Genomic DNA, 21,109 nt, shown 5'->3' with positions numbered 1-21,109 from the left:
GGTCAGTGCTGGTGGTGGCGGTGGTGCGGTCAGCTCTGGGGCTGGGCCGGGGGGTTGACCTGCTGGCTGCGCTCGGCGTTGATCAGGTCCGAGAGCCACTGGACCTCGCGCTCGGCCGACTCGACTCCGTGGCGCTGCAGCTCCGCGGAGTACCGGTCGACCTCCTGCTCGGTCATCGAGAGCTGCGACTGGATCCGGTCCAGCCGCTCCTGCAGACGGGTACGACGGCCCTCGAGCACCCGCAGCCGGATCTCCATGTCGGTGCGACCGAAGAACGCGAAGCGGATGCCGAAGTTGTCGTCCTCCCAGGCGGTGGGCCCGACCTCCGACATCAGCCGCTCGAACTCGGCCGTGCCGGCGTCGGTCACCTGGTAGACGATGCGTGGACGACGCGAGACCGGCGTCAGCGTCGTGGTGGCTTCCTCGATGAGGGCGCCGCGCAGCATCTTCTTCAAGGTCGGGTACAGCGAGCCGTACGACAGCACTCGACCCCACCCGAGCATGAGGTTGAGCCGCTTGCGCAGCTCGTAGCCGTGCATGGGTCCCTCGTGCAGCAGTCCGAGGACTGCGAGCTCGATGGTCTCTGCGCGACGTGCCATGCGACGTATCGTAGCGATATATCCATGAACTAGAAAGTTCCGACGTATTCGTTGGACGTGTCGTGCTCACGTATTGGTCACACGTGTCGGCTACACGTATTGGGAGCCGTCACCCGGCGCGCCGTACCATCGCAACTGCGCGCCCACCGCTGGGCGCACCGCAGCGGTGGCCTCCTGGCTCGGCTGCGTCCCGACGACGGACCCCGAGGTGAACGTGGCTGGCAAGCGCAAGGCGCCGACTCCGGCGTCGAGCAAGACGGGGACGTCGGGCTCGCGACGCAGCTGGGCCTTCGGGACCCGATCGTCCATCGGGGCCGACGGCGCCCGCCGCACCTGGTCGGAGCGACTGACCTTCCGCAACCGGCCCCGTCGCACGTGGAAGCAGTGGCTCGTGCGGGGCGTCACCTACGTCACCGTGACCGGCCTGGTGCTGGCCCTGCTCGCCGTGGGTGGCTTCGTCTACCTCTACAAGACGATCGACATCCCCCAGCCCAACGACGCGTTCCTCAGCGAGACCAGCTTCGTCTACTACGAGGACGGCGAGAGCGAGCTCGGCAGCTTCGCCGAGCAGGAGCGCGAGATCGTCAGTCTCGACGAGATGTCCGAGCACCTCAAGGACGCGGTCGTCGCAGCCGAGAACCGCACCTTCTACTCCGACAGCGGGATCGACCCCAAGGGGATCCTGCGCGCGGCGTTCAGCAACGCGAGCGGCAACTCCCAGCAGGGCGCCTCGACGATCACCCAGCAGTACGTCAAGATCCTGTACCTCACCCAGGAGCGCTCCTACACGCGCAAGATCAAGGAAGCGATCCTCTCCCTCAAGGTGCAGCGCGAGCAGAGCAAGCAGGAGGTCCTCCAGGGCTACCTGAACACCATCTACTTCGGGCGCGGTGCCTACGGCGCCGAGGCCGCCGCCAACGCCTTCTTCGGCACCAGCGCGGCCGACCTCAACCTGCGCCAGTCCGCCGTGCTCGCGAGCGTGCTCAACAACCCGTCGGGACTGGACCCCGCCAACGGCAAGGACGCCAAGCAGCGGCTCAAGGAGCGCTACGCCTACGTCATCGGGTCCCTGCTCGAGGTCGGCGACATCTCCGAGGCCCAGGCCACCAAGGCCGGCAAGCGCCTGCCGAAGATGCCCGAGCAGGAGGCGGAGAGCAGCTACGGCGGCCAGAAGGGCCACATGCTCACGATGGTGAAGAAGTCGCTGCAGGGCCTGACCAACAAGGCCACCGGCGCGCCGTTCACCGCCAACGAGATCGACGGAGGCGGCCTGCGCGTGACCACGACGTTCTCGCAGAAGGCGATGGATGCCGCCGAGCAGGGCGTGCTGGACGCCAAGCCCGAAGGGTTCGGGGACAAGGAGCTGCACATCGGCGTCGCCAGCGTCGAGCCCGGCACGGGCGCGCTGCGCGGCTTCTACGCCGGGCAGGACTATCTCGACTCCCAGATCAACTGGGCCGTCTCCGGCGGCCAGGCCGGCTCGACCTTCAAGGCCTTCGCCCTCGCCGCCGCGATCGACCAGGGCTTCTCGCTGCGCGACACCTTCGAGGGCAACTCGCCCCTGGAGCTGGCGGACGGCACCCCCATCGAGAACCAGGGCGACGCCGACTGGGGCTCGGCGATCGACATGATCTACGCCACCGAGAAGTCGGCCAACACCGCATTCGTCGACATGACGCTGAAGATGGACGACGGACCCCAGGCCATCATCAAGATGGCCAACAAGATGGGCATCCCGCCCCGAAAGCCGGGCAAGCAGCCGGGGTTCCCGGACTCGTCCCCGGGCCTGCTGCCCAACATCGGCGTCGCGCTCGGCTCTCAGACCGTCAGCCCGATCAACATGGCCAACGGTTACGCCACCCTGGCCAACGGTGGGGTCGAGGCAGAGCCCTACGTGATCGAGAAGGTCACCGACGCGGACGGCGAGGTCCTCTACAACCACAAGGTGGAGACCAGCCGGGCGATCAGCGCCGACATCGCCGCCGACGTCTCCTTCGCCCTGCAGGAGAACGTCCAGGACGGCTCCGGTACGGCGGCTCTGGCGCTGGGCCGTCCGGCCGCCGGCAAGACGGGGACAGCCACGGCCACCGACGCCGATGGCGAGAGCGTCGTCTCCTCCGCGTGGTTCGCCGGCTACACCCCCCAGATGTCCACCGCGGTCATGTACGTCCGCGGCAAGGGCAACGAGCAGCTCCAGGGCTGGTTGCCGTCGTACTTCGGTGGGGCCTTCCCTGCCGAGACCTGGACGGCGGTGATGCGCTACGAGATGGAGGGCCTCGACGTCGAGGAGTTCCCCGAGCCCGTGTACGTCGACGGCGACGCGCCCGGCGGGCTGGACACCGCCCCGTCCTACACCGCGCCGGCGCAGCCGACGAGGAAGCCGACCAGGGAGCCGGAGACCGAGGAGCCCACGAAGGAACCGACCAAGGAGCCGACGAAGGAGCCCACCCCGGAGCCGACGCCGGAGCCGACCCCCGAGCCGACGCCGGTGCCCAGCGAGACGCCGTCGGGCTGCGGACTGCTGGGGTGCCCCGACCCGGACCCGACGCCCACCCCGCAGCCGACGCCGCAGCCCAGTCAGTCGCCGTCGGGCGCGACCGCGGCGAGCGATCGCCGTACGGCGGCGCCGACCGGCCCGACGACCATGACGACGCCCTTCGCCTGGTGACGCGGGCGGTGACTCGGCGGTGACGGACCCGACGACCGGTCCGGTCCATCCCACCGTCGACGACCCGGTCGTGGGGGCGCTCTCCGAGCCGATCGGCGGGCCCGTCGGCTCGCGCGCGCGCTCCAGGGAGGCAGGTGGCACGTCTTCCTGGTGGACGCCGTTGCGGGTGCTGCTGGCCCTGACCGCGCTGAGCTTCGCGCTCGGCCTCGTCGCCCAGGCCTCCTGCGTCGCCGACCAGTGGCGGGGCGACGGACAGCTCGCCCGCGTCTGCGGCTCGGAGATCGCCGACTCCTACACCGGCACCGGCCTCGTCGAGGGCGCCTGGCCGTGGTCGAGCGAGGCGGACACGCTCTCGCGGCACGCGGTGCTCGAGGAACCGGCCCTGGTCGGGCTGTGGACCTACGCCGCGGCTCGCGCCACACAGCTGGTCTCCGGAGGACCCTCGCTCGAGGAGCGGTACGGCGTGGCGGCAGCGACCCTGCCGCGCGACCCCGACATCCGCCGCGAGCGGACGATCTTCGTCGCCGCCAACGCGATCGGCCTCGCCGTGCTGGCCCTGCTCACGACCCTGGCACTGAGCCGCGTGCATCGGAGGCGGCCGTGGGACGCGGCCGGCTTCGCGGTCGCCCCCCTGCTGGTCGTGACCGGACTGACCGCCTGGGACCTGATCGCCGTGAGTGCGGTCGGGCTCGCCCTGCTGGCCTGGTCACGACGGCGTGCGGTGGTCGCCGGAGCGCTCGTCGGCGTGGGCGTGGCCGCCGGGGTGTGGCCGGTCCTGCTGCTGGGTGCCTTCGCGCTGAGTGCCTCGCGCACCCGGCGACTCGTCGAGGTGCCGCCCGCCGTGGCGGCGGCCGCGGGGGCGTGGGTCTGCCTCAACCTGCCGGCGTTGGTCTCGGGTCCCGCCCAGTGGCAGCGCTTCTGGGCGGTCGCCGCCGATCGTGGTCCCGACTCCGGCACGCTCTGGACCGTGCTCGACGACTCGATCGGGATCTCGCACGACACCGTGCTGACCACGTCGTTGGCCCTGGTCGGGGTGTGGGTCACGGGCGTCGTGACGTTGTGCCTGCTGGCCCCGTCCCCTCCTCGGGTCAGCCAGGCGGCGCTGCTGCTGGTCGCCGGACTCGTGCTGCTGCGACCCGCCTTCGAGCCCCACCAGGCGCTGTGGCTCCTCCCGCTCGCAGCGCTGGCACGGCCACGGTGGCGCGACCTGCTCATCTGGCAGTCGTGCGCCGTGGTGTTCGCGGCGATGCACTCGTGGTGGCGCGGCGGGCTGCTCGACCCGGGCGGCGACGGACCTGCCGGCTTCTACTGGATCGGCATCGGCGTGCACGTCGTCGGCACGCTGTGGCTGGTGGCGGTGGTGGTCGGCGACCTGTGGTGGCCGGAGGTCGACCCGGTGGGCGGAGAGCGGCCCCGGAGGGACCCGCCGCGCAGGGGGCGCGGGGGGTCGAGGGGTCAGGTGACGACGATGCGGTCGAACGACGTCGCGGTGTAGCGCACCCGGACATCGATCTGCGCGCCGACCTCCGGCACCCGTGTGCCCCTCGGCACGAACAGCATCGAGGCCTGCATGTGCGGCGGCTCGGCGAAGAGCCGCAGCTTGGCGTCGACCGAGAACGGCGAGCGCACGAAGCCCGCCGCGTCCAGCCCGCCGCGGGCGAGTGTGGCGGCGCGCGCCTTGAGCGACGACTCTCCCGTCGGGGACTCCAGCCCGATCCCGTGCGCCGTGCCGCCGCTGACGATGAGCAGGTGCCCGGCCCGGGGCGCCTGCCGGCCCCGGTAGCCGAAGACGTCTCCACGGTCGACCCGGTGCACGTCGAGCACGGTCGAGGTGACCCGTAGCGCCGAACGGTCGCCGAGCCACAGGGCGGTGCCGATGCGGGGACGGATCGTGAAGTCGGCGTACGCCGCCCGCAGCCAGTCCAGCTCGGCTCCGACGAGATGGCTGACCCAGATGGTGTCCAGGCCGTCGAGACCCGCGGCGACGGCGTCGTTGAGCAGGCGCCGTACCTCGCCGAGGTGGGAGCCCTGGCCCAGCGGCAGGTGCAGGGCGAGTCCCTCGAGGCGGGCACCCGGGTGCCGACGGAGCCGGTCGGCGGCCTCCCAGAGCCCGCGGGCCAGGAACCCGTGGCGCACCATCGAGGTGCGCAGCTCGAGGACGAACCGAGCCCGCGGGTCTCGTGCGAGCAGTGCCTCGACGTCCTCGATGCGGCCCAGGGTGTGGATCACGCGGGCGGCCAGCGTGGGGTCGAGGTCGTCGACGAACGGGCGCCAGGGCGTCAGCACCACCAACGAGCCGCTGAAGCGCCGGGCGACCTCGGGCAGCTCGGTGTAGGTGCCGACGGCGATCGTGTCGACGCCGAGCCACTCGCTGCGTCGGGCCAGGCGTCCGAGGGTGAGGCCGTAGCCGTTGCCCTTGACGACGGGGACCAGACCGGGGCTGGCCTCGGCGACCGAGCGCAGGTGGGAGCGCCAGCGGTCGCCGTCGACGGTGAGGGTCAGGCTCATCCGCGCCGCCGCATGTAGACGTCGAAGGCCCGGTAGAGCGCGCGGTTGAGCGGCAGGTCCCACTCACCGACGTACTCGACGGCCTCGCCACCGGTGCCGACCTTGAACTGGATCAGGCCGGCGTGCGGGTCGTCGGCGTCGAGGGTGTCGGTGATGCCCCGCAGGTCGTAGACGTCGGCGCCGGCGGCGAGGGCATCGGAGATCATCGCCCACTGCACGGCGTTGGAGCCGCGGACCTCGCGCTTCTCGGTCGAGGAGGCGCCGTAGGAGTACCACGCGTGGGCGCCGACGCGGATCGCGATCGTCGAGGCGACCAGGTCGCCCTCGTGGCGGGCCGACCAGAGGCGGATCCGGTCACCGCTCTCGGCACCGAGAGCGGTGACCATGGTGCGGAAGTAGGACAGCGGGCGGGGGGTGAAGTGGTCACGCTCGGCGGTGTGCACGTAGAGCGCGTGGAAGGCCTCGAGCTCGCCCGCGACGTCCGTGGCACCCGCCCCGGTGACCACGACACCCTCCTTGGTGGCCTTCTTGATGTTGCGGCGCCACTGCTGGTTCATGCCCTTGAGGAGGTCGTCCTCGGTGCGGGCGCTGCCGTCGGCGTGGCGCAGCGGGACCTGGAAGACGTGCCGGGGCTGGCCGGCGGCGAAGCCGCCCTCGCCGCCCTGCGCGCGCCAGCCCAGGCGGGTCAGCTCGGAGACCACGCGGGCCCCGACCGCCTCGCGGGAGGTGGGCGCCACGTCGTCGAGACGGCGTACGGCGTCGTCGGCGATGCCGGCCTTGATGGTCGCGGCGTCCCACCGACGCGTGACGACGGGCGGGCCCATCCGGACGCCGAAGGCGCCCTGCTTCTTCAGGTGCCCGGCGAGCGGGGTCAGCCAGTCGCCGAGGTCGCCGGTCCAGTCGATCACCGGACCCTCGGGCAGGTAGGCGAGGAAGCGCTTGACCTTGGGCAGCTGGCGGTAGAGCACGAGGGCGCTGCCGACCATCGTCTCGCCGTCGAACCAGCCCAGCGACTCGCGGCGCCACTCGCTCTTGACCGCGCCCCAGGCGGGGGTCTGGAGGAAGCTCGCCGACCTCTGGGTGTCGACGAAGGCGAGGTGCTCGTCGGCGGAGACGAGCCGGACCGCGAGCTCACTCACAGGCGCTCTCGCAGCCACGCGAAGTCGGCCGTGTGCTCCTCGGCGCCACCCGGGGTCTCGCAGACCACCGGGGCCGCGGCATCGCGGACCACCGCGGCCAGCAGGTCGGCGTCGATCGTGCCGGCGCCGAAGTTGGCGTGCCGGTCGGCTCCGGAGTCGAAGGCGTCGCGGCTGTCGTTGCAGTGCACCAGGTCGATCCGGCCGGTGATGGCCAGGACGTCGGCGACCACTGTCTCCAACGAGTTGCCACCGGCGTGGGCGTGGCAGGTGTCGAGGCAGAAGCCCACCATCTCGGCCCCCTCGGCGCTCGCGATGGCGTCCCAGACCCGGTCGATCCGCTCGAGGTAGCGGGTCATCGCGTTGTCGCCGCCGGCGGTGTTCTCGATGAGCAGCGGCAGCTTGAGGTCGGTGGCCTCGATCGCCTTGCGCCAGTTGTCGAAGCCGACGGCAGGATCGTCGTCCTTGTTGACGTGGCCGCCGTGGACGATCAGGCCCTTGGCGCCGATCGCCGCCGCGGCGTCGACGTGCTTCTGGAGCAGCTTGCGGCTGGGGATCCGGATCCGGTTGTTGGTGGTGGCGACGTTGACGATGTACGGCGCGTGCACGTACAGGTCGATCCCCGCGGCGGCAGCGTCGTCACGCAGCGCGTCCGAGCCGCCGGCGTAGGAGATCTCGGGGCCCTTGTAGCCCTGGGGGTCGCCGAGGAAGAACTGCACGAGGGGGGCCTGGCGAGCCCGCGCCTCGGCGATCGGGTCGGTCTGGTCGACGTGGGCACCGATCGCGGGCGCGGCAGGCTGACTCATGGGACCACTCTAGGAGCCCGGCGGTGCGGCGGTTTCCCGGGCGGCCCGGGCGGGTACCCACCGGCTGGTACGGACCGGGGGTCCGACCGGGAGCCAGGGCGGTTCGACGGAGGTTACCCTCGGACGGCTCGCCGGTGCAGCCCTACGCCGTCCGCGCACCCGTCACGGAGGACCCTCATGAGCAGCATCCGCATCCAGTCGGCCATGCGCACCTGGAGCGCCGAGACCGCTCGGGTGTTCCGCATCGGACGCGACCCCGGCTGCGACATCGTCACCGACGACGCGACCGTGTCGCGGGCGCACGCCGAGCTGCGCGCTCTGGGGGAGGGCTGGGAGGTCGTGGACCTCGGCAGCTCGCTCGGCACGTGGGTCAACGGCCAGCGGATCCAGCGTGCCGACCTGACCGGCACGACCGTCGTCGGCTTCGGCGACCAGGGGCGCGGCTTCAGCGTCACCGTGACCGTGACGGCGCCGGCCCCGCCCACCCCTCCTGCCCCACCCGTCGGACAGCCGGCCATGCCCGCCGGACCCGCAGGGCCGGGTGGCCCGCCCCCGCACCCGCCCACGCACCCGCCCGGCGTCTCCGGCCCGCCCTCGATGGACACCACGATCATCACCGGGATCCCCCCGATGCCGCCCGGCACTCCCCCCGGAGCCCCCGGAGCGCCGGCCGCGCCGGCGCACCCCGGCCTGCTCGTCCGGCGACGCCTCGGCTCGGACCTGCGCTTCGGCGGCAACGCGCCGGTCCGGATCGGACGAGACCCGGGCCTGGAGGTCGTGGCGGACGACAGCGCCGTCTCGCGGCTGCACGCCGTCCTCGAGCCCGGTCCCGACGGCTGGCGCTGGTCGGACCATTCCACGGGAGGCTCGTTCGTCGACGGCGAGCGGATCTCGACGCTGATCATCGAGGAACCCACCGAGATCAGCCTGGGCCACCCCACGGCCGGCTACGAGATCGAGGTCGTCCCGGTGGTCGCAGCGGGTCAGGCGGTGGCCGCGATCCAGCGCCGCAAGCGCCGTCGCGGGGCCGTGCTCGTCGGAGGCGCTGTCCTTGCCGTGCTGCTCGCGGTGGGTGGCACGGTCGCGGCGGTCGGTCTCTTCTCGGGCGACGAGTCGACCGAGGTCGCCGGGCTGAGCACCGCCGAGCTCGACCGTGCCAAGGCCGCCGCGGTGTTCCTGACGGCGATCGACGACACCGGCGAGCCGGTCTACACGGGCTCGGGCAGCATCATCAGCTCCGACGGCCTGATCCTGACGAACGCCCACGTCGGCAAGCCGACCGCCCCCGGCCAGGGGGCCGTCGAGGTCGGGGACCCGGCGTACCTGCTGGTCTCGGTGACGTCCGGCTCCGACGACGTGGCGGCAGAGCCGGAGTTCCGGGCCGAGGCGATCGTGGCCGACGGCTACCTCGACCTCGCGGTGCTCCAGATCACCGGCGACGCCGACGGCAACACCGTCGACACCGACGAGCTCGAGCTGCCCGAGCCGCTCCCGATCGGGACCAGCAGCGACCTGCGCACCGGCGACTCGATCACGGCGCTGGGCTACCCGGCGATCGGCAACGTCACCGAGCAGCTGAGCAAGCCACTCACCGTCACCACCGGAGTGGTCTCGACCTTCCAGGCGGACCCCGTCATCGGCACCGAGCGCGGCTTCATCGACTCCGACGTGCGGCTCGGGTCGGGCAACTCCGGCGGTCCCTCGATCAACGACGACGGGGAGATCGTGGGGATCAACACCGCGGTGATTACCGCCAACTCCGACAGCGCCGGCGCGATCACGTCGGGCTCGGCGCTGCTGCGCCCGGTCGACCTGGCCTCCGACATCCTCGAGGTCGCCCGCGCCGGCGGCGACCTCGACTACGTCTCGCCGTACGTCGACGAGCTGCCCGAGACCGACGACCTCCCCTCCGACGTCGGCTTCGCCTCCGCGGGCTGGGTCGGGGACGGCGAGGAGGGCAGCTGTGCCGGGAGCAGCAGCGTCCAGACCCCGCAGCGGATGTCCGTGGTGCCGGGGGCCCTGCTGTACGCCGAGTACGTCGTCACCGGGGTGCCCGACGGGACGCCGATCGGGGTGACGCTCTACTCCCTGGACGGCACCGAGGTGATCGGGTCGCTGCAGGACACGTGGAGCTTCGGCTCGGAGCAGACCTGCATCTACGTGCCGTTCGAGGCGCCGGACGGGGTGCCGGGGATCAACGGGGTGTTCGTGGTCGGCGAGGACGCCGAGGCGGTCGTGGACAACCCGCTGGCCTACCAGTAGCGCCCGGCTCTCGGCGGCGGGCTGGATTTAGCCGGCTCGGCCCCGCGCTGCTACTCTTCCCTGTCCTTGTCGTGCGGTCCCACCGATGGGTCCCCGCCGACGAGGAGCATCACCAACGCAAAGCCCTCCTGCCACGGAGAGACCGTGGCCGCTGAGTCCAGAGGAGGTGGGACGCTTGCGTGCCTACGAAGTCATGGTCATCCTCGACCCCGGTCTCGAAGAGCGCACCGTCGAGCCGTCGCTCGACAAGTACCTCAACGTCATCCGTACCGACGGCGGGACCGTCGACAAGGTCGAGGTGTGGGGCCGGCGTCGCCTGTCCTACGAGATCAAGAAGAACGCCGAGGGCATCTACGCCGTCATCAACCTGCAGGCCGAGCCCGCCACGGTCAAGGAGTTCGACCGCCAGCTCACGCTGAACGAGTCGATCCTGCGCACGAAGGTGCTGCGTCCCGACGCTCACTGAGCGGAGGGCTTTCTCCGGGGGAGCCGGTAGGCAACCTGTGGAGAAGCACTTTCCCCTGTCGGTGCTCCACGTCACGATGAGTGGCACACCGACATCACTGGATCACGCAACGATTCCTAGGGAGACCTGACATGGCAGGCGAGACCGTCATCACCGTCGTGGGCAACCTCGTCGACGACCCGGAGCTCCGCTTCACCCCCTCGGGTGCCGCGGTGGCCAACTTCCGGATCGCCTCGACGCCCCGCACCTTCGACCGGCAGACCAACGAGTGGAAGGACGGCGACGCGCTGTTCCTGTCCTGCGCCGTGTGGCGTCAGGCCGCCGAGAACGTCGCCGAGTCGCTGCAGAAGGGGATGCGCGTCGTCGTGCAGGGGCGGCTCAAGCAGCGCCAGTACGAGACGCGCGAGGGTGAGAAGCGCACCGTCGTCGAGCTCGAGGTCGAAGAGGTCGGCCCGTCCCTGAAGTACGCCACCGCCAAGGTGGCCCGCGCGAGCCGTTCCGGCGGCGGGGGCTATGGCGGCGGCCAGGGAGGCGGCGGCTACGGCGGCAGCCAGGGCGGCCAAGGCGGTCAGGGCGGCGGCCAGCAGGCCGACGACCCGTGGGCCACCCCGGCTCCCGGTGGCGGCGCCCCGTCCGGTGGAGGGGCCTCACGCCCCGCCGCCGACCCGTGGGGAGCACCCGGCGTGGGCTCGGAAGAGCCCCCGTTCTAAGGCTCGTCCCGACGCGCTGATCCAGCAGCACAGCACGAAACATCCATCGCACATCCGACCACCATTCCGTCCCTGCTCTGCAGGGCCGGGCTTCGAGAGAGGAAGCACCACAATGGCCAAGGCAGTGTTGCGCAAGCCCAAGAAGAAGGTTTGCCAGTTCTGTAAGGAGAAGGCGACCGGCGTCGACTACAAGGACACCGGCCTGCTCCGCAAGTTCATCTCCGACCGAGGCAAGATCCGCGCGCGTCGCGTGACCGGCAACTGCGTCCAGCACCAGCGGGACGTCGCCATCGCGGTCAAGAACGCTCGCGAGGTCGCCCTCCTCCCGTACACCTCCACCGGTCGCTGAGAGGGGTCGACATGAAGCTCATCCTCACCCAGGAAGTCGACGGACTCGGCTCTGCCGGCGACGTCGTCGAGGTCAAGAACGGCTACGGCCGCAACTACCTGGTCCCCCGCGGCGTTGCCGTGCTGTGGACCAAGGGCGGCCAGAAGCAGGTCGACTCGATCAAGGCTGCTCGTTCGTCGCGCTCGGTGCGCGACCACGACCACGCCGCCGAGCTGGCCGCCAAGCTGCAGTCGGCCCAGGTCGACGTCCGCGTGCGCGCGGGCGCCGAGGGTCGTCTCTTCGGCGCGGTCACCGTCTCCGACATCGCCGAGGCGCTCGCCGAGGCGGCCGGCGAGTCGGTCGACAAGCGCACGATCGTGGTGACCAACCCGATCAAGTCGCTCGGCGCCCACACGGTTGCCGTCAAGCTGCACGACGACGTCTCGGCCTCCGTGGCCCTCAACGTCATCCCAGCCTGACGCGACTGCTCCAGCACCATCGACGCGGCCGTCCCCCTCGGGGGGCGGCCGCGCTCGCGATTTCGGAGCTGGGGCGCCGGCTCAGGAGCCTGCCGGGGCGTCCTTCTCCACGGCCCCGGCCCACGGGCGCGCGGAGTAGGTGAAGAGCACCGCGATCGCGGCGAGGTTGAGCAGCTGCCCGGAGCCCGCGGCGAGGTCGGCGAGGCCGTCCCAACCGGCTCCGAAGACGAGGACCGGAAGGACGGCGACCAGCGCGGTGAGCGTGACCAGTCCCTGCAGCACCGTCATCGGCGTGCGCTCGCCCGCGCGTCGAGCGGCGTCGGCGAGCCGGTAGAACAGCAGCCCGCCGAACGCGAGGGCCGGCAGGCTCGCGGCCCAACCGAGCGAAGGGTCCTCCGCAGCGACCCGCTCGGCCACGGCGGGGAACCACAGGGCGCTGGCCACGAGCAGCGCCAGCAGGCCACTGATGCGCAGGGCACCGCCGGCCAGGCCCGCCGGGAGCAGCCCGACGCCCAGCACGACGAGGAGCCAGCCGATCGGGTCCGGGAAGAGGTCGTAGCCGCTGCCGGCGACCGGATCCCCGTCCGGGTCGAGCCGGACCCCCTGGAGCGCCTGCAAGGCGATGATGACGTAGCCCATGGCGACCGTCTGCAGGGGCTTCACGCGGGTGGACTCTACGCAGTTGCGCCGTCGGCGCCGGTGACCAACCAGGCCTCGCCGCGCTCACGACGTACCAACGTGACCAGGCGCCCACCCATGAAGAGCCCGACGAAGACGACCCAGAGCGCCACCAGGCCGCCCCCGAGCGCGGCCACGAGCAGCACGACCGGCGCGTAGACGACGAGCACGGCGAGGCCCGCCCAGGCGAGGTAGGCGCCGTCGCCGGCGCCGATGAGCACGCCGTCGAGCACGAACACGATGCCCGCGGCGGGCTGGCCGAGTCCGGCGACGAGCAGCACCGGGACGAGCAGGGAGCGTACGGCCTCGTCGGCGGTGAACAGGGCTCCGAGGAACGGGCTCGAGGCCGCGATCCCGACACCCGTGACAACCCCGCTGACGACCCCCCACTGCACCATCCGGCGCGTCGCGGCGCGCGCCCCTGCGCGGTCGCCAGCACCCAGCATCCGTCCGGTCAGCGCCTGGGCGGCGATCGCGATGGCGTCCAGCACGAATGCCAGGAAGCCCCACAGCGTCATCGCCAGCTGGTGGGTGGCGATCTCCGTGGCGCCTCCGGCGGCGCCCAGGCTCACGGCGTACGTCGTGACGAGCAGCGCGGCGCGCAGGGTCAGGGTGCGCACGACCAGCGGAAGGCCCGCACGACCCGCGGCGCGGACGCCCCGGGCGTCGGGGCGCAGGGACGAGCCCTCGCGCCGGGCCGCCCGGACGACCACGGCGACCAGCGCGAGGGCCGAGAGCGCCTGGGCGATCACCGAGCCGAGGGCGGACCCGGCGATGCCGAGCCCGGCGCCGTACACGAGGCCGATGTTGAGGGCGATGTTGAGCAGGTTGCCGACGACGGCCACGACGAGGGGGGTGCGGGTGTCCTGCAGGCCGCGCAGCACGCCGGTGGCGGCGAGCATGAGCAGCAGCGGGGTGATGCCGAGCACGGCGACGCGCAGGTAGTCGGCGGCGTACCCGGTCACCTCGGAGGTGGCGCCGAACGCGCCGACGAGCGGTTCGGTGAGCAACCATCCGAGCGGGGTGAGGACCACGCCGAGCAGGACGGCCAGCCACAGGCCGTCGATCCCCTGGGTCAGGGCACCGCGCAGGTTGCCGGCTCCGAGCCTGCGGGCGACCCCCGCCGTGGTGCCGTAGGCCAGGAACACGCACACGCCGACGAGCGTCTGGAGGACCACGGCGGCGATCCCGAGGCCGGCCAGCTGGGGTGTGCCGAGGCGACCGACCACCGCCGCGTCGGCCAGCAGGAACAGGGGCTCGGCGACGAGGGCGAGGAAGGCGGGCACGGCGAGTCGGACGATGGCCCGGTCCTGGGCCTTCGCCTGGTCGCTCGCAGGGTGGCGCACGGGTCGAACCTAGGCGGTCGTCGGTGCCGGACAGGGCCCGGGCGGGCGCTGGGCAGGGGTGGGCAGGGGTGTGGCAGGGGTTCGGCAGGGGTTGGGCCGCTCGTGCACAGGTGCCCCACGTGCTGTGGATAGCGGCTCCCTCGGGTGGGTTTGTCGACAAACGTCCAGGACACGCCGAGGTGGACACGCGGTGAACGAAAACTCTCGTCAAGAGTTTCTGCTCCACACCCTCCGATCAGGATCGTTGCAGGTCAGGGGCGGGTTAGCCGGACCATCCCCCAAGTTGTGCACAGGTTGTTCCCCAGGCTGTGCACAGCGAATCGCGTGTCGTCCACGGGTCCGTCCCAGTTATCCACAGGGCCTGTGGATAGGCCGGTGTCGCCGGCGACCGTGGCCGCGTACGTTCGCGCTACCCACCAGTTCCACCGGCGATGTCGGCGCCCCCGCCTAGCGTGGCCGTCAGCACCGCACAGCACCTGTTCCCCAGCCCTCCGGAAGCGAGCCCGTGAGCGTCACCGACTCCGACCGCACCGTTGCTCCCGAGCCTCCGTTCGACGACTGGGGCGACGGCCCCGCGGCCTATGCCCCGGGCGAGGCACCGCGCTCGGCGGGTGACCGGACGCCTCCGCAGGACATGGCGGCCGAGCAGTCGGTGATCGGCTCGATGCTGATCTCCAAGGACGCCATCGCCGAGGTCTCCGAGGTGCTGCGCGGCAACGACTTCTACCGGCCGATGCACGAGACGATCCACGACGCGATCATCGACCTCTTCGGCCGCGGTGAGCCGGTCGACATGATCACCGTGGCGGCCGAGCTCCAGCGCCGCGGTGAGCTGGCCAAGATCGGTGGTGCTCCCTACCTGCACACGCTGGCCGCCAACGTCCCGATCGCCTCCAACGCCGAGTACTACGCCCAGATCGTCCGGGAGAAGGCGATCCTGCGCCGCCTCGTCGACGCCGGCACGAAGATCGCCCAGTACGGCTACGCGGGGGAGGGTCAGGTCGACGACATCGTCGACCGGGCCCAGGCCGAGGTCTACCAGATCACCGACCGCCGCGCGGCCGAGGACTACGCCCCGCTCAGCGACATCATGGACAAGGTCCTCGACGAGATCGAGGCGATCGAGAATCGCGAGGCCGGGCTGTACGGCGTACCCACCGGGTTCGCCGACCTCGACGACCTGACCAACGGTCTGCACTCGGGTCAGATGATCATCGTGGCGGCACGTCCTGCCATGGGCAAGTCGACACTGGCTCTCGACTTCTGCCGGGCGGCCTCGATCGCCAACAACCTGACCAGCGTCTTCTTCAGCCTCGAGATGACGCGCTCGGAGATCTCGATGCGGCTGCTGTCGGCCGAGGCCAAGGTGCCGCTCAACCACATCCGCAACGGCAAGATGGACTCCGCCGACTGGGACAAGCTGGCCCGTCACATGGGCAAGGTCTCCGGGGCGCCGATGTTCATCGACGACAGCCCCAACATGACGATGATGGAGATCCGGGCGAAGGCGCGCCGGCTCAAGCAGCGCCACGACCTGCAGCTCATCGTCATCGACTACATGCAGCTGATGACCTCGGGCCGCAAGGTCGAGTCGCGCCAGCTCGAGGTCTCGGAGTTCTCCCGGCAGATCAAGCTGCTCGCCAAGGAGCTCGAGGTCCCGATCATCGCGCTGTCCCAGCTCAACCGTGGTCCGGAGCAGCGCGGCGACAAGCGGCCGATGATGAGCGATCTTCGCGAGTCCGGCAGCCTCGAACAGGACGCGGACATGGTCATCCTGCTCCACCGCGACGACGCCTACGAGAAGGAGTCGACCCGCCCCGGCGAGGCCGACCTGATCGTGGCCAAGCACCGCAACGGTGCGACGCGCGACATCACGGTGGCGTTCCAGGGCCACTACTCCCGGTTCGTGGACATGGCGCACTGACGCTGGTCATTGCCGACGTACCCGACCTCACCATGCCGCCGACCCACACCGACCGCCAGCGCCAGGCGCTGTACCGAGCGGAGCAGGCGATCGCGGCGACCCTCAAGGAGGGCGGCACGATCGAGCACGAGGGATCGACGCTCACCGTCGAGGCCGAGCGCCAGTTCGGTGACCTGCCCGCCATCCAGACCTATGTCGACCGGGTGCTGGCCCTGCGGCCGGTCGCCGGCATGGAGCGCGCCTCGGTGCCCGTGACCGTCCGCGAGCGCCGCGGCGACCGCCAGGCCCACTACGAGCGGGACGCCGCGACGATCGCGATCCCCGGTCATCGACACACGGGATGGGCGATGCGGGAGACCGTCGTCCTGCACGAGCTCGCCCACCACCTGGATCCGCAGCCGTCCCCGGCCCATGGTCCCTCCTACGCGGCGACCCTGGTCCACCTCTACGAGACGGTGATGTCGCCCGAAGCGGCTCACCTGCTGCGCGTGCAGATGTGGGACGGGGGTGTCCTGATCGCCGGCGGCTCGGGCAGGGCGCCCACCGGCACCTCCACCGGCACCTCCACCGGCAACGCCGGCACCTCCTCGACGCTCGACAAGATCTCGAAGGTCCTGGCCCAGGCCGAACGGGCCTCGACCACCGAGGAGGCCTCGACCTTCTTCGCCAAGGCCCAGTCGTTGGCGACTCGCTACTCGATCGACCTGGCCGTCGCTCGACAGCACGTGGCCCGCAGCCAGCAGCGGGAGACGCCGATCCACCGGCGCATCACCATCGGGCAGCCGCGTCAGGCGGGCAACAGGCACTTCGTGCGGTTGTTCCTCTCCATCGCCCACGTCAACGACGTCAAGGCCAACATCGCCACCAACTCGACGTCGGTCTACCCCTACGGATTCCCCTCGGACCTCGACGTCGTGGAGGCGCTGTACTCCAACCTGGCCACCCACATGGCGGAGTCCGCGTCGCGCTACCTGGCGACAGGGGCCTTTCGGGACTCGATGGTGTGGTCATCCTCGAAGGCCCAGCACGTCCGCGCCACCGCACGCGAGGCCCGGCTGAGCTTCTACGACTCCTACGTCGAGGCCATCAGCCGACGCCTGGTCGCCGCTCAGGAAGCGGCGGAGCGACACGCGATCCGTGACCTGGACGCCGGCGGTGGCGCCGCCGCGAGCACGTCGCTGGTCCTGGCCGACAAGCGGGCCGAGGTCGACGACTACTACGCGAGCAACTCGGATGCGCGCGGCTCCTGGTCGGGTTGGAAGGGCCGGACCCACTCGGTGCCCTCGGCGGCCGCGGCCGGCCGTCACGCCGGGCAGCGGGCCCGACTCACCAGCGGGCGCGCGCTGCCCGGTGGAGCGAAGGCGCTCGATGGATGAGCCTGGATCCGGGCTGAGGCCGTGAGGGGAGCCAGCAGCCTCCCCGCTGCGACGGCGGGTCCACCGACCGACGCCGGTGACCGAACGGACAGCCCGCCCTGGCCTGAGCAGACCATCACCCGACGACCGAACGCACGATGCCGACCAGATCGTGCGGCCCCTACGTTGGGCGACGGTCGGGCATGGGGCCCGATCCTGCAGGCGCGTGCGTGGGGTGCGACAGCCTGGTCCGACGGTGCACCCTGACGTGAGGGTGGGGCCGTGGCGCGCGTGCTGGTGCTCGAGGACGACGCGGACATCGCCGGACTGATCGCGCACATCCTCACCAGGGACGGTCACCTCATCGACGTGGTCTCCGACGGTGCGCTGGGTTGGGAACGGGTACGACGAGCTCCGTACGACGTCGTCATCGTCGACCGGGTGATGCCCGGTCTGGATGGCATCGACGTCGTTCGCGCGTGCCGCGCGAGTCCGGACCTGCGCGACGTACCGATCCTGATGCTCACCGCCCGCGCCCTCCCGGCCGAGGTCCAGCAGGGTCTCGACGCAGGTGTCACGGTCTACATGACGAAGCCGTTCGTGCCCAAGCAGCTCTCGGCCCTGGTGGCGCGCCTGGTCGCAGGAGACGGGGGATCTGGCACCGTTCACCCATGACGTCCTCGGCCGTCCTGACCTACCGCTACCTGCGACTCTCGGTGGTCGCGCTCGCGATGCTCCTGGCGACCGCGGTCGTCCTGCAGGCCGTCGACGACGGGTTCCTCCTGAGCTCGATCAGCGCCTACTACTACACCCCCGTGCGCGCACTCTTCGTCGGCACGCTGGTGGCCATCGGTCTCGCGCTGGTCGTCATCAAGGGGCGCGATCGTCGGGGCGAGGACGTCCTGCTGAACCTCGCCGGCCTGCTCGCGCCGGTCATCGCGGTCGTCCCCACGCCGATCGCGACGCACGACGGTCCCGCAGGCCGGAGCAGCGTGCCGGCGTCGTACGTCCCGGGCGTGGACAACAACATCCAGGCGCTCCTGGTCCTGGGCACCGTCGTGGTGGGGGTCGTCGCCTGGTCCCGGACGCGCCGCCGGGGACCCCGTGCAGGAGCGGGCGTGGGACCCAACGCCTCGACCGTCGCCGGGCTGGTCAGTGCGCGCTCAGTGGCTCCGCGGGCCCGGAGTCGTGGCTGCTCGTCGTGGAGACCTTGCTGCTCGCCCTCTTCACGGTCTTCTGGCTCCTCCAGACGCAGGAGTTCTGGACCGATGCGAAACCGCCCGAGGCGCTCGGAGACGGCCCCAGCAGGGTTTGACGCCCACATGACGGGTGCCGACGGACTCTTGACGAAAACCTCACAGGCTCACGGCGCGAGGATTAAGGTCTCAGCTCACAGCGCGATCGGACGTGGAGGGAAGATGGCGCCTGCCAAGCACGAGCACGCCCAGGGGCCCGCCCGGCGTCCGTCGCCCGAGGGTCTTGCGGACGCCCCACCGTCCTCTCCCGGAGACGACGCCGAGCCCGCGTCCGCGCCCGACGATCCCCGGGTAGCCGCGGTGCTCGAGGTGCTGGGCGGAACCCCGTTGAGCGACGTCGCCACGACGTGGTCGGTCGACCCGACCCTCCTGAAGCGCTGGACCACCGCCTTCGTGGGTGCCGGTACGGCGCAGGTGCTCAACCGGCCCGAGGCACAGGCACTGGCCCAGCGCGAGCGCTTCCTCGCCGCGTTCGCCTTCGAGATCCGCACGCCGCTGACGGTCGCCATGGGCTGGTCCGGGCTGCTGGCAGAGGGAGACCTCCCGTCCAGGTCCTTCCTGCGGACCGCCCGTCGCCTCCAGGAGACCCTGGCGCTGCTCGCCGACCGGCTGGTCGATGTCGAGCTCCTGGTCGCAGCCGCGATGGGCGGGCTGCAGGTCTCCCGCCGCGTCGTCACCGCCGCCGAGGTCTGCCGGTTCCCCGAGGTCGACCTGATCGGTGGGTCCGGCGCGAGCACCGAGCTCTACGTCGACCCGACGCTCTTCACCCGGGTCCTCGCCGACCTCTGGGACGCCGCGCTCCATGCCCCGTCTCCGCACTCGCGCCGCATCGAGGTCGTGGTGAACGAGCCGTGGGCCGAGATCCGGATCGTGCGGGAGGGCGGTCCGATCGCCACCGAGACCCTGCAGGCGATGTTCGAGCCCTTCGAGTCCGACCAGCTGCACTCCGGCGTCTCGACGGGGCTCTACCTCGCTCGAGCGCTGACCGTCGCCCACGGGGGTACTCTCGGCATCGACCAGGACGACCAGCGTGCAGTCCTGTGGGTCAAGGTCCCGCAACGTCCCGACGGGGCGCCGCGTGGTGCGCCGGTCAACGAGCCGGCAGCGGCTCACAACAGTGGAGGTTCCCCCGATGACGTTCAAGCTTGCCTGCGGTGACGTGATGCCTGGTTGCAGCGCCCGGTTCGAGGACGAGTCCCAGGATGGGCTGCTCGGTCAGGTCGCCGCGCACGCGGCCGCCGACCACGACATCGCCGAGGTCACCCCCGAGGTCAAGGCCGCTGTGGAGTCCAAGATCACGGTTGCCTGAGCGCCACCGGATGACGCCGCCTGCAGGCGGGCGGCAGCCGCGAGGTGCGCCTTCTCACACGGCTCCCGACTGTCGCGGCGGCGCGTTGTTGACCTACGTTCAATAACGTGGAGACCTCGATCGCACCCCTGCTCGCCCGACTGACCACACGTCGTGCCCGCCAGACGTCGCTGCCCCTGGTCCTGGTGTCGCTCAGTGTCTTCGCACTGCTCGCGACCGCGCTGGTGGCACCCACGGCGGCGAACGCCACGCCACCGCTCGCCTCGGGAGCCGCGGCGAGGTCCTCGGCCCCGAGCACCCAGCCCGGGCCGGCCCGCTCGGCCGAGGTGCGCTCCAGCAGGGTCAGGTTCGACCTGGTCAACACCAACAACTCGTCCGTGCTGTGCCTGCCGCTGCCCGACGGCAAGGGTCATCGGGTCCGCGGTCGGCTCGTCGCCCCGAAGGCGGTCCTCAGTGGCCGCCAGCGGGTCGTCACCGTCAACGTGCTCGTCCACGACGCCGGCACCGGCGGCTGGTTCTTCAACCTGCGCCGCAACCCGACGTACGACTACGCCACCCAGCTGGCCAAGAAGGGTCAGACCTCGCTGGTGCTCGATCGCCTCGGCTACGGCCGGAGCCCGCTGAAGGACGGCGGCGACACCTGCCTCGGCGCGCAGGTGCACATGCTGCACCAGGTCGTGCAGCACCTGCTCGCCGGTCGCTACGACCATCTCGGCGCTCGCTCGGACTCGAATCCGCCCATCGCCTCCCACGTGGTGCTGCACGGGCACGGCACCGGTGCGACCATCGCCCAGCTCGAGGCAGCGCGCTTCGACGACGCCGAGGGGCTCGTGCTGATGGCACCCGCGACGACGTCGCCCTCGCAGATTGCCCTGCAGGCGGTCGGGGCTCAGGCCAGCACCTGCCTGAGCGACTCCTACGCGCCGTACGGCGACTCCGCGGCCGACTTCCGCAAGCTGCTCTTCAAGACCGCGCCCCGCAGTCTGCGCAAGGCCGCGGTCGAGCGACGCAACCCCACGCCGTGCGGCGACGTCGCCTCCCTGCCCGGAGCCCTGGCCTCGATCACGGTGGGCGACCGCGAGGTCGAGAAGCCCGTGCTGCTGCTGCGCGGAGGCTCCGACGCGCGGACCTCGGGTGGTGGGGTCGCGGTGACCTCGCTGTCGACGATCACGCGCAGGACCTACCCGCGCTCCGGCAGCGCGCTGACCCTGGAGAAGTCCGCACCGAAGATGCAGCGGGCCGTCGTGCGGTGGCTGCGTCGGCTCTGAGTCGGTCGGCC

At 71.3% G+C, this 21,109-nt stretch carries 19 protein-coding genes; 13 read left to right on the top strand and 6 right to left on the bottom strand.

Annotation, left to right across the window (positions count from 1 at the left end):
- Window positions 1–29 precede the first annotated feature (29 nt).
- Complete coding sequence (locus tag Q1K33_RS02635) at window positions 30–599, bottom strand: PadR family transcriptional regulator (protein WP_300400271.1); 570 nt, start codon at window positions 597–599, stop codon at window positions 30–32.
- 208 nt (window positions 600–807) lie between these two features.
- Between Q1K33_RS02635 and Q1K33_RS02630 the strand changes: the two genes are divergently transcribed.
- Both Q1K33_RS02630 and Q1K33_RS02625 read left to right on the top strand, forming a co-directional pair.
- Window positions 808–3,267: a transglycosylase domain-containing protein gene (locus Q1K33_RS02630; protein WP_300400269.1), complete on the top strand. Its 2,460-nt coding sequence runs from the start codon at window positions 808–810 to the stop codon at window positions 3,265–3,267.
- 19 nt (window positions 3,268–3,286) lie between these two features.
- Window positions 3,287–4,762 (top strand): hypothetical protein, encoded by a 1,476-nt coding sequence (locus Q1K33_RS02625; RefSeq protein WP_300400266.1) that lies wholly within the window; start codon window positions 3,287–3,289, stop codon window positions 4,760–4,762.
- Here the strand turns inward: Q1K33_RS02625 and Q1K33_RS02620 are convergent.
- The 3 genes from Q1K33_RS02620 to Q1K33_RS02610 are packed head-to-tail and all read right to left on the bottom strand — an operon-like array spanning window position 4,723 to window position 7,717.
- Window positions 4,723–5,775 carry an alanine racemase gene (locus Q1K33_RS02620; protein WP_300400263.1) on the bottom strand — a complete coding sequence of 351 codons (1,053 nt, stop codon included), beginning with the start codon at window positions 5,773–5,775 and terminating at the stop codon, window positions 4,723–4,725. The genes Q1K33_RS02625 and Q1K33_RS02620 overlap by 40 nt on opposite strands.
- Window positions 5,772–6,914 (bottom strand): peptidoglycan bridge formation glycyltransferase FemA/FemB family protein, encoded by a 1,143-nt coding sequence (locus tag Q1K33_RS02615; RefSeq protein WP_300400261.1) that lies wholly within the window; start codon window positions 6,912–6,914, stop codon window positions 5,772–5,774. Before Q1K33_RS02615 ends, Q1K33_RS02620 begins: the two co-directional genes overlap by 4 nt.
- Window positions 6,911–7,717: a deoxyribonuclease IV gene (locus Q1K33_RS02610; protein ID WP_300400259.1), complete on the bottom strand. Its 807-nt coding sequence runs from the start codon at window positions 7,715–7,717 to the stop codon at window positions 6,911–6,913. The genes Q1K33_RS02615 and Q1K33_RS02610 overlap by 4 nt, the downstream gene beginning before the upstream one ends.
- A gap of 177 nt (window positions 7,718–7,894) precedes the next feature.
- On the opposite strand from Q1K33_RS02610, the gene Q1K33_RS02605 reads away from it, so the two are divergent.
- The 5 genes from Q1K33_RS02605 to rplI all read left to right on the top strand — a co-directional run bounded on the left by Q1K33_RS02605 (window position 7,895) and on the right by rplI (window position 11,962).
- Entirely contained in the window at window positions 7,895–9,979 is a 2,085-nt protein-coding gene (locus Q1K33_RS02605; protein WP_300400256.1) for an FHA domain-containing protein, read from the top strand.
- Window positions 9,980–10,154: 175 nt separating this feature from the next.
- A complete protein-coding gene (gene rpsF, locus Q1K33_RS02600) occupies window positions 10,155–10,445 on the top strand; it encodes a 30S ribosomal protein S6 (RefSeq protein WP_300400253.1) in 291 nt (96 codons plus the stop codon).
- 131 nt (window positions 10,446–10,576) lie between these two features.
- Window positions 10,577–11,155 (top strand): single-stranded DNA-binding protein, encoded by a 579-nt coding sequence (locus Q1K33_RS02595; RefSeq protein WP_300400252.1) that lies wholly within the window; start codon window positions 10,577–10,579, stop codon window positions 11,153–11,155.
- Window positions 11,156–11,267: 112 nt separating this feature from the next.
- On the top strand, window positions 11,268–11,504 hold the full coding sequence (rpsR, locus tag Q1K33_RS02590) for a 30S ribosomal protein S18 (RefSeq protein ID WP_300400250.1): 237 nt from the start codon (window positions 11,268–11,270) through the stop codon (window positions 11,502–11,504).
- An 11-nt stretch (window positions 11,505–11,515) separates the two neighbouring features.
- Complete coding sequence (gene rplI / locus Q1K33_RS02585; protein WP_300400248.1) at window positions 11,516–11,962, top strand: 50S ribosomal protein L9; 447 nt, start codon at window positions 11,516–11,518, stop codon at window positions 11,960–11,962.
- Between the two features lie 81 nt (window positions 11,963–12,043).
- Here rplI and Q1K33_RS02580 read toward each other — a convergent pair whose 3' ends face one another.
- Together Q1K33_RS02580 and Q1K33_RS02575 are read right to left on the bottom strand one after the other, a co-directional pair.
- Window positions 12,044–12,625: a hypothetical protein gene (locus Q1K33_RS02580; RefSeq protein WP_300400246.1), complete on the bottom strand. Its 582-nt coding sequence runs from the start codon at window positions 12,623–12,625 to the stop codon at window positions 12,044–12,046.
- Window positions 12,626–12,636: 11 nt separating this feature from the next.
- Window positions 12,637–13,986 (bottom strand): MATE family efflux transporter, encoded by a 1,350-nt coding sequence (locus Q1K33_RS02575; RefSeq protein WP_300400243.1) that lies wholly within the window; start codon window positions 13,984–13,986, stop codon window positions 12,637–12,639.
- 505 nt (window positions 13,987–14,491) lie between these two features.
- Between Q1K33_RS02575 and dnaB the strand changes: the two genes are divergently transcribed.
- From dnaB to Q1K33_RS02545, 6 genes are all read left to right on the top strand, one after another.
- Window positions 14,492–15,910, top strand: a complete 1,419-nt coding sequence (gene dnaB, locus Q1K33_RS02570; protein ID WP_300400241.1) for a replicative DNA helicase — start codon at window positions 14,492–14,494, stop codon at window positions 15,908–15,910.
- A gap of 32 nt (window positions 15,911–15,942) precedes the next feature.
- On the top strand, window positions 15,943–17,286 hold the full coding sequence (locus Q1K33_RS02565; protein WP_300400238.1) for a TIGR04338 family metallohydrolase: 1,344 nt from the start codon (window positions 15,943–15,945) through the stop codon (window positions 17,284–17,286).
- 261 nt (window positions 17,287–17,547) lie between these two features.
- Window positions 17,548–17,940 (top strand): response regulator, encoded by a 393-nt coding sequence (locus tag Q1K33_RS02560; RefSeq protein ID WP_300400236.1) that lies wholly within the window; start codon window positions 17,548–17,550, stop codon window positions 17,938–17,940.
- Window positions 17,937–19,679, top strand: a complete 1,743-nt coding sequence (locus Q1K33_RS02555) for a HAMP domain-containing sensor histidine kinase (protein WP_300400234.1) — start codon at window positions 17,937–17,939, stop codon at window positions 19,677–19,679. The genes Q1K33_RS02560 and Q1K33_RS02555 overlap by 4 nt, the downstream gene beginning before the upstream one ends.
- Window positions 19,654–19,830, top strand: a complete 177-nt coding sequence (locus Q1K33_RS02550; protein WP_300400232.1) for a DUF1059 domain-containing protein — start codon at window positions 19,654–19,656, stop codon at window positions 19,828–19,830. The genes Q1K33_RS02555 and Q1K33_RS02550 overlap by 26 nt, the downstream gene beginning before the upstream one ends.
- 107 nt (window positions 19,831–19,937) lie before the next feature.
- Window positions 19,938–21,098, top strand: coding sequence for an alpha/beta hydrolase (locus Q1K33_RS02545; RefSeq protein ID WP_300400230.1), 1,161 nt, complete (start codon window positions 19,938–19,940; stop codon window positions 21,096–21,098).
- Window positions 21,099–21,109: the final 11 nt, after the last annotated feature.

It is taken from the genome of Nocardioides sp. (genome assembly GCF_029937575.1).
Lineage (GTDB): Bacteria > Actinomycetota > Actinomycetes > Propionibacteriales > Nocardioidaceae > Nocardioides.
This window is presented reverse-complemented; position numbering and strand designations above follow the sequence as displayed.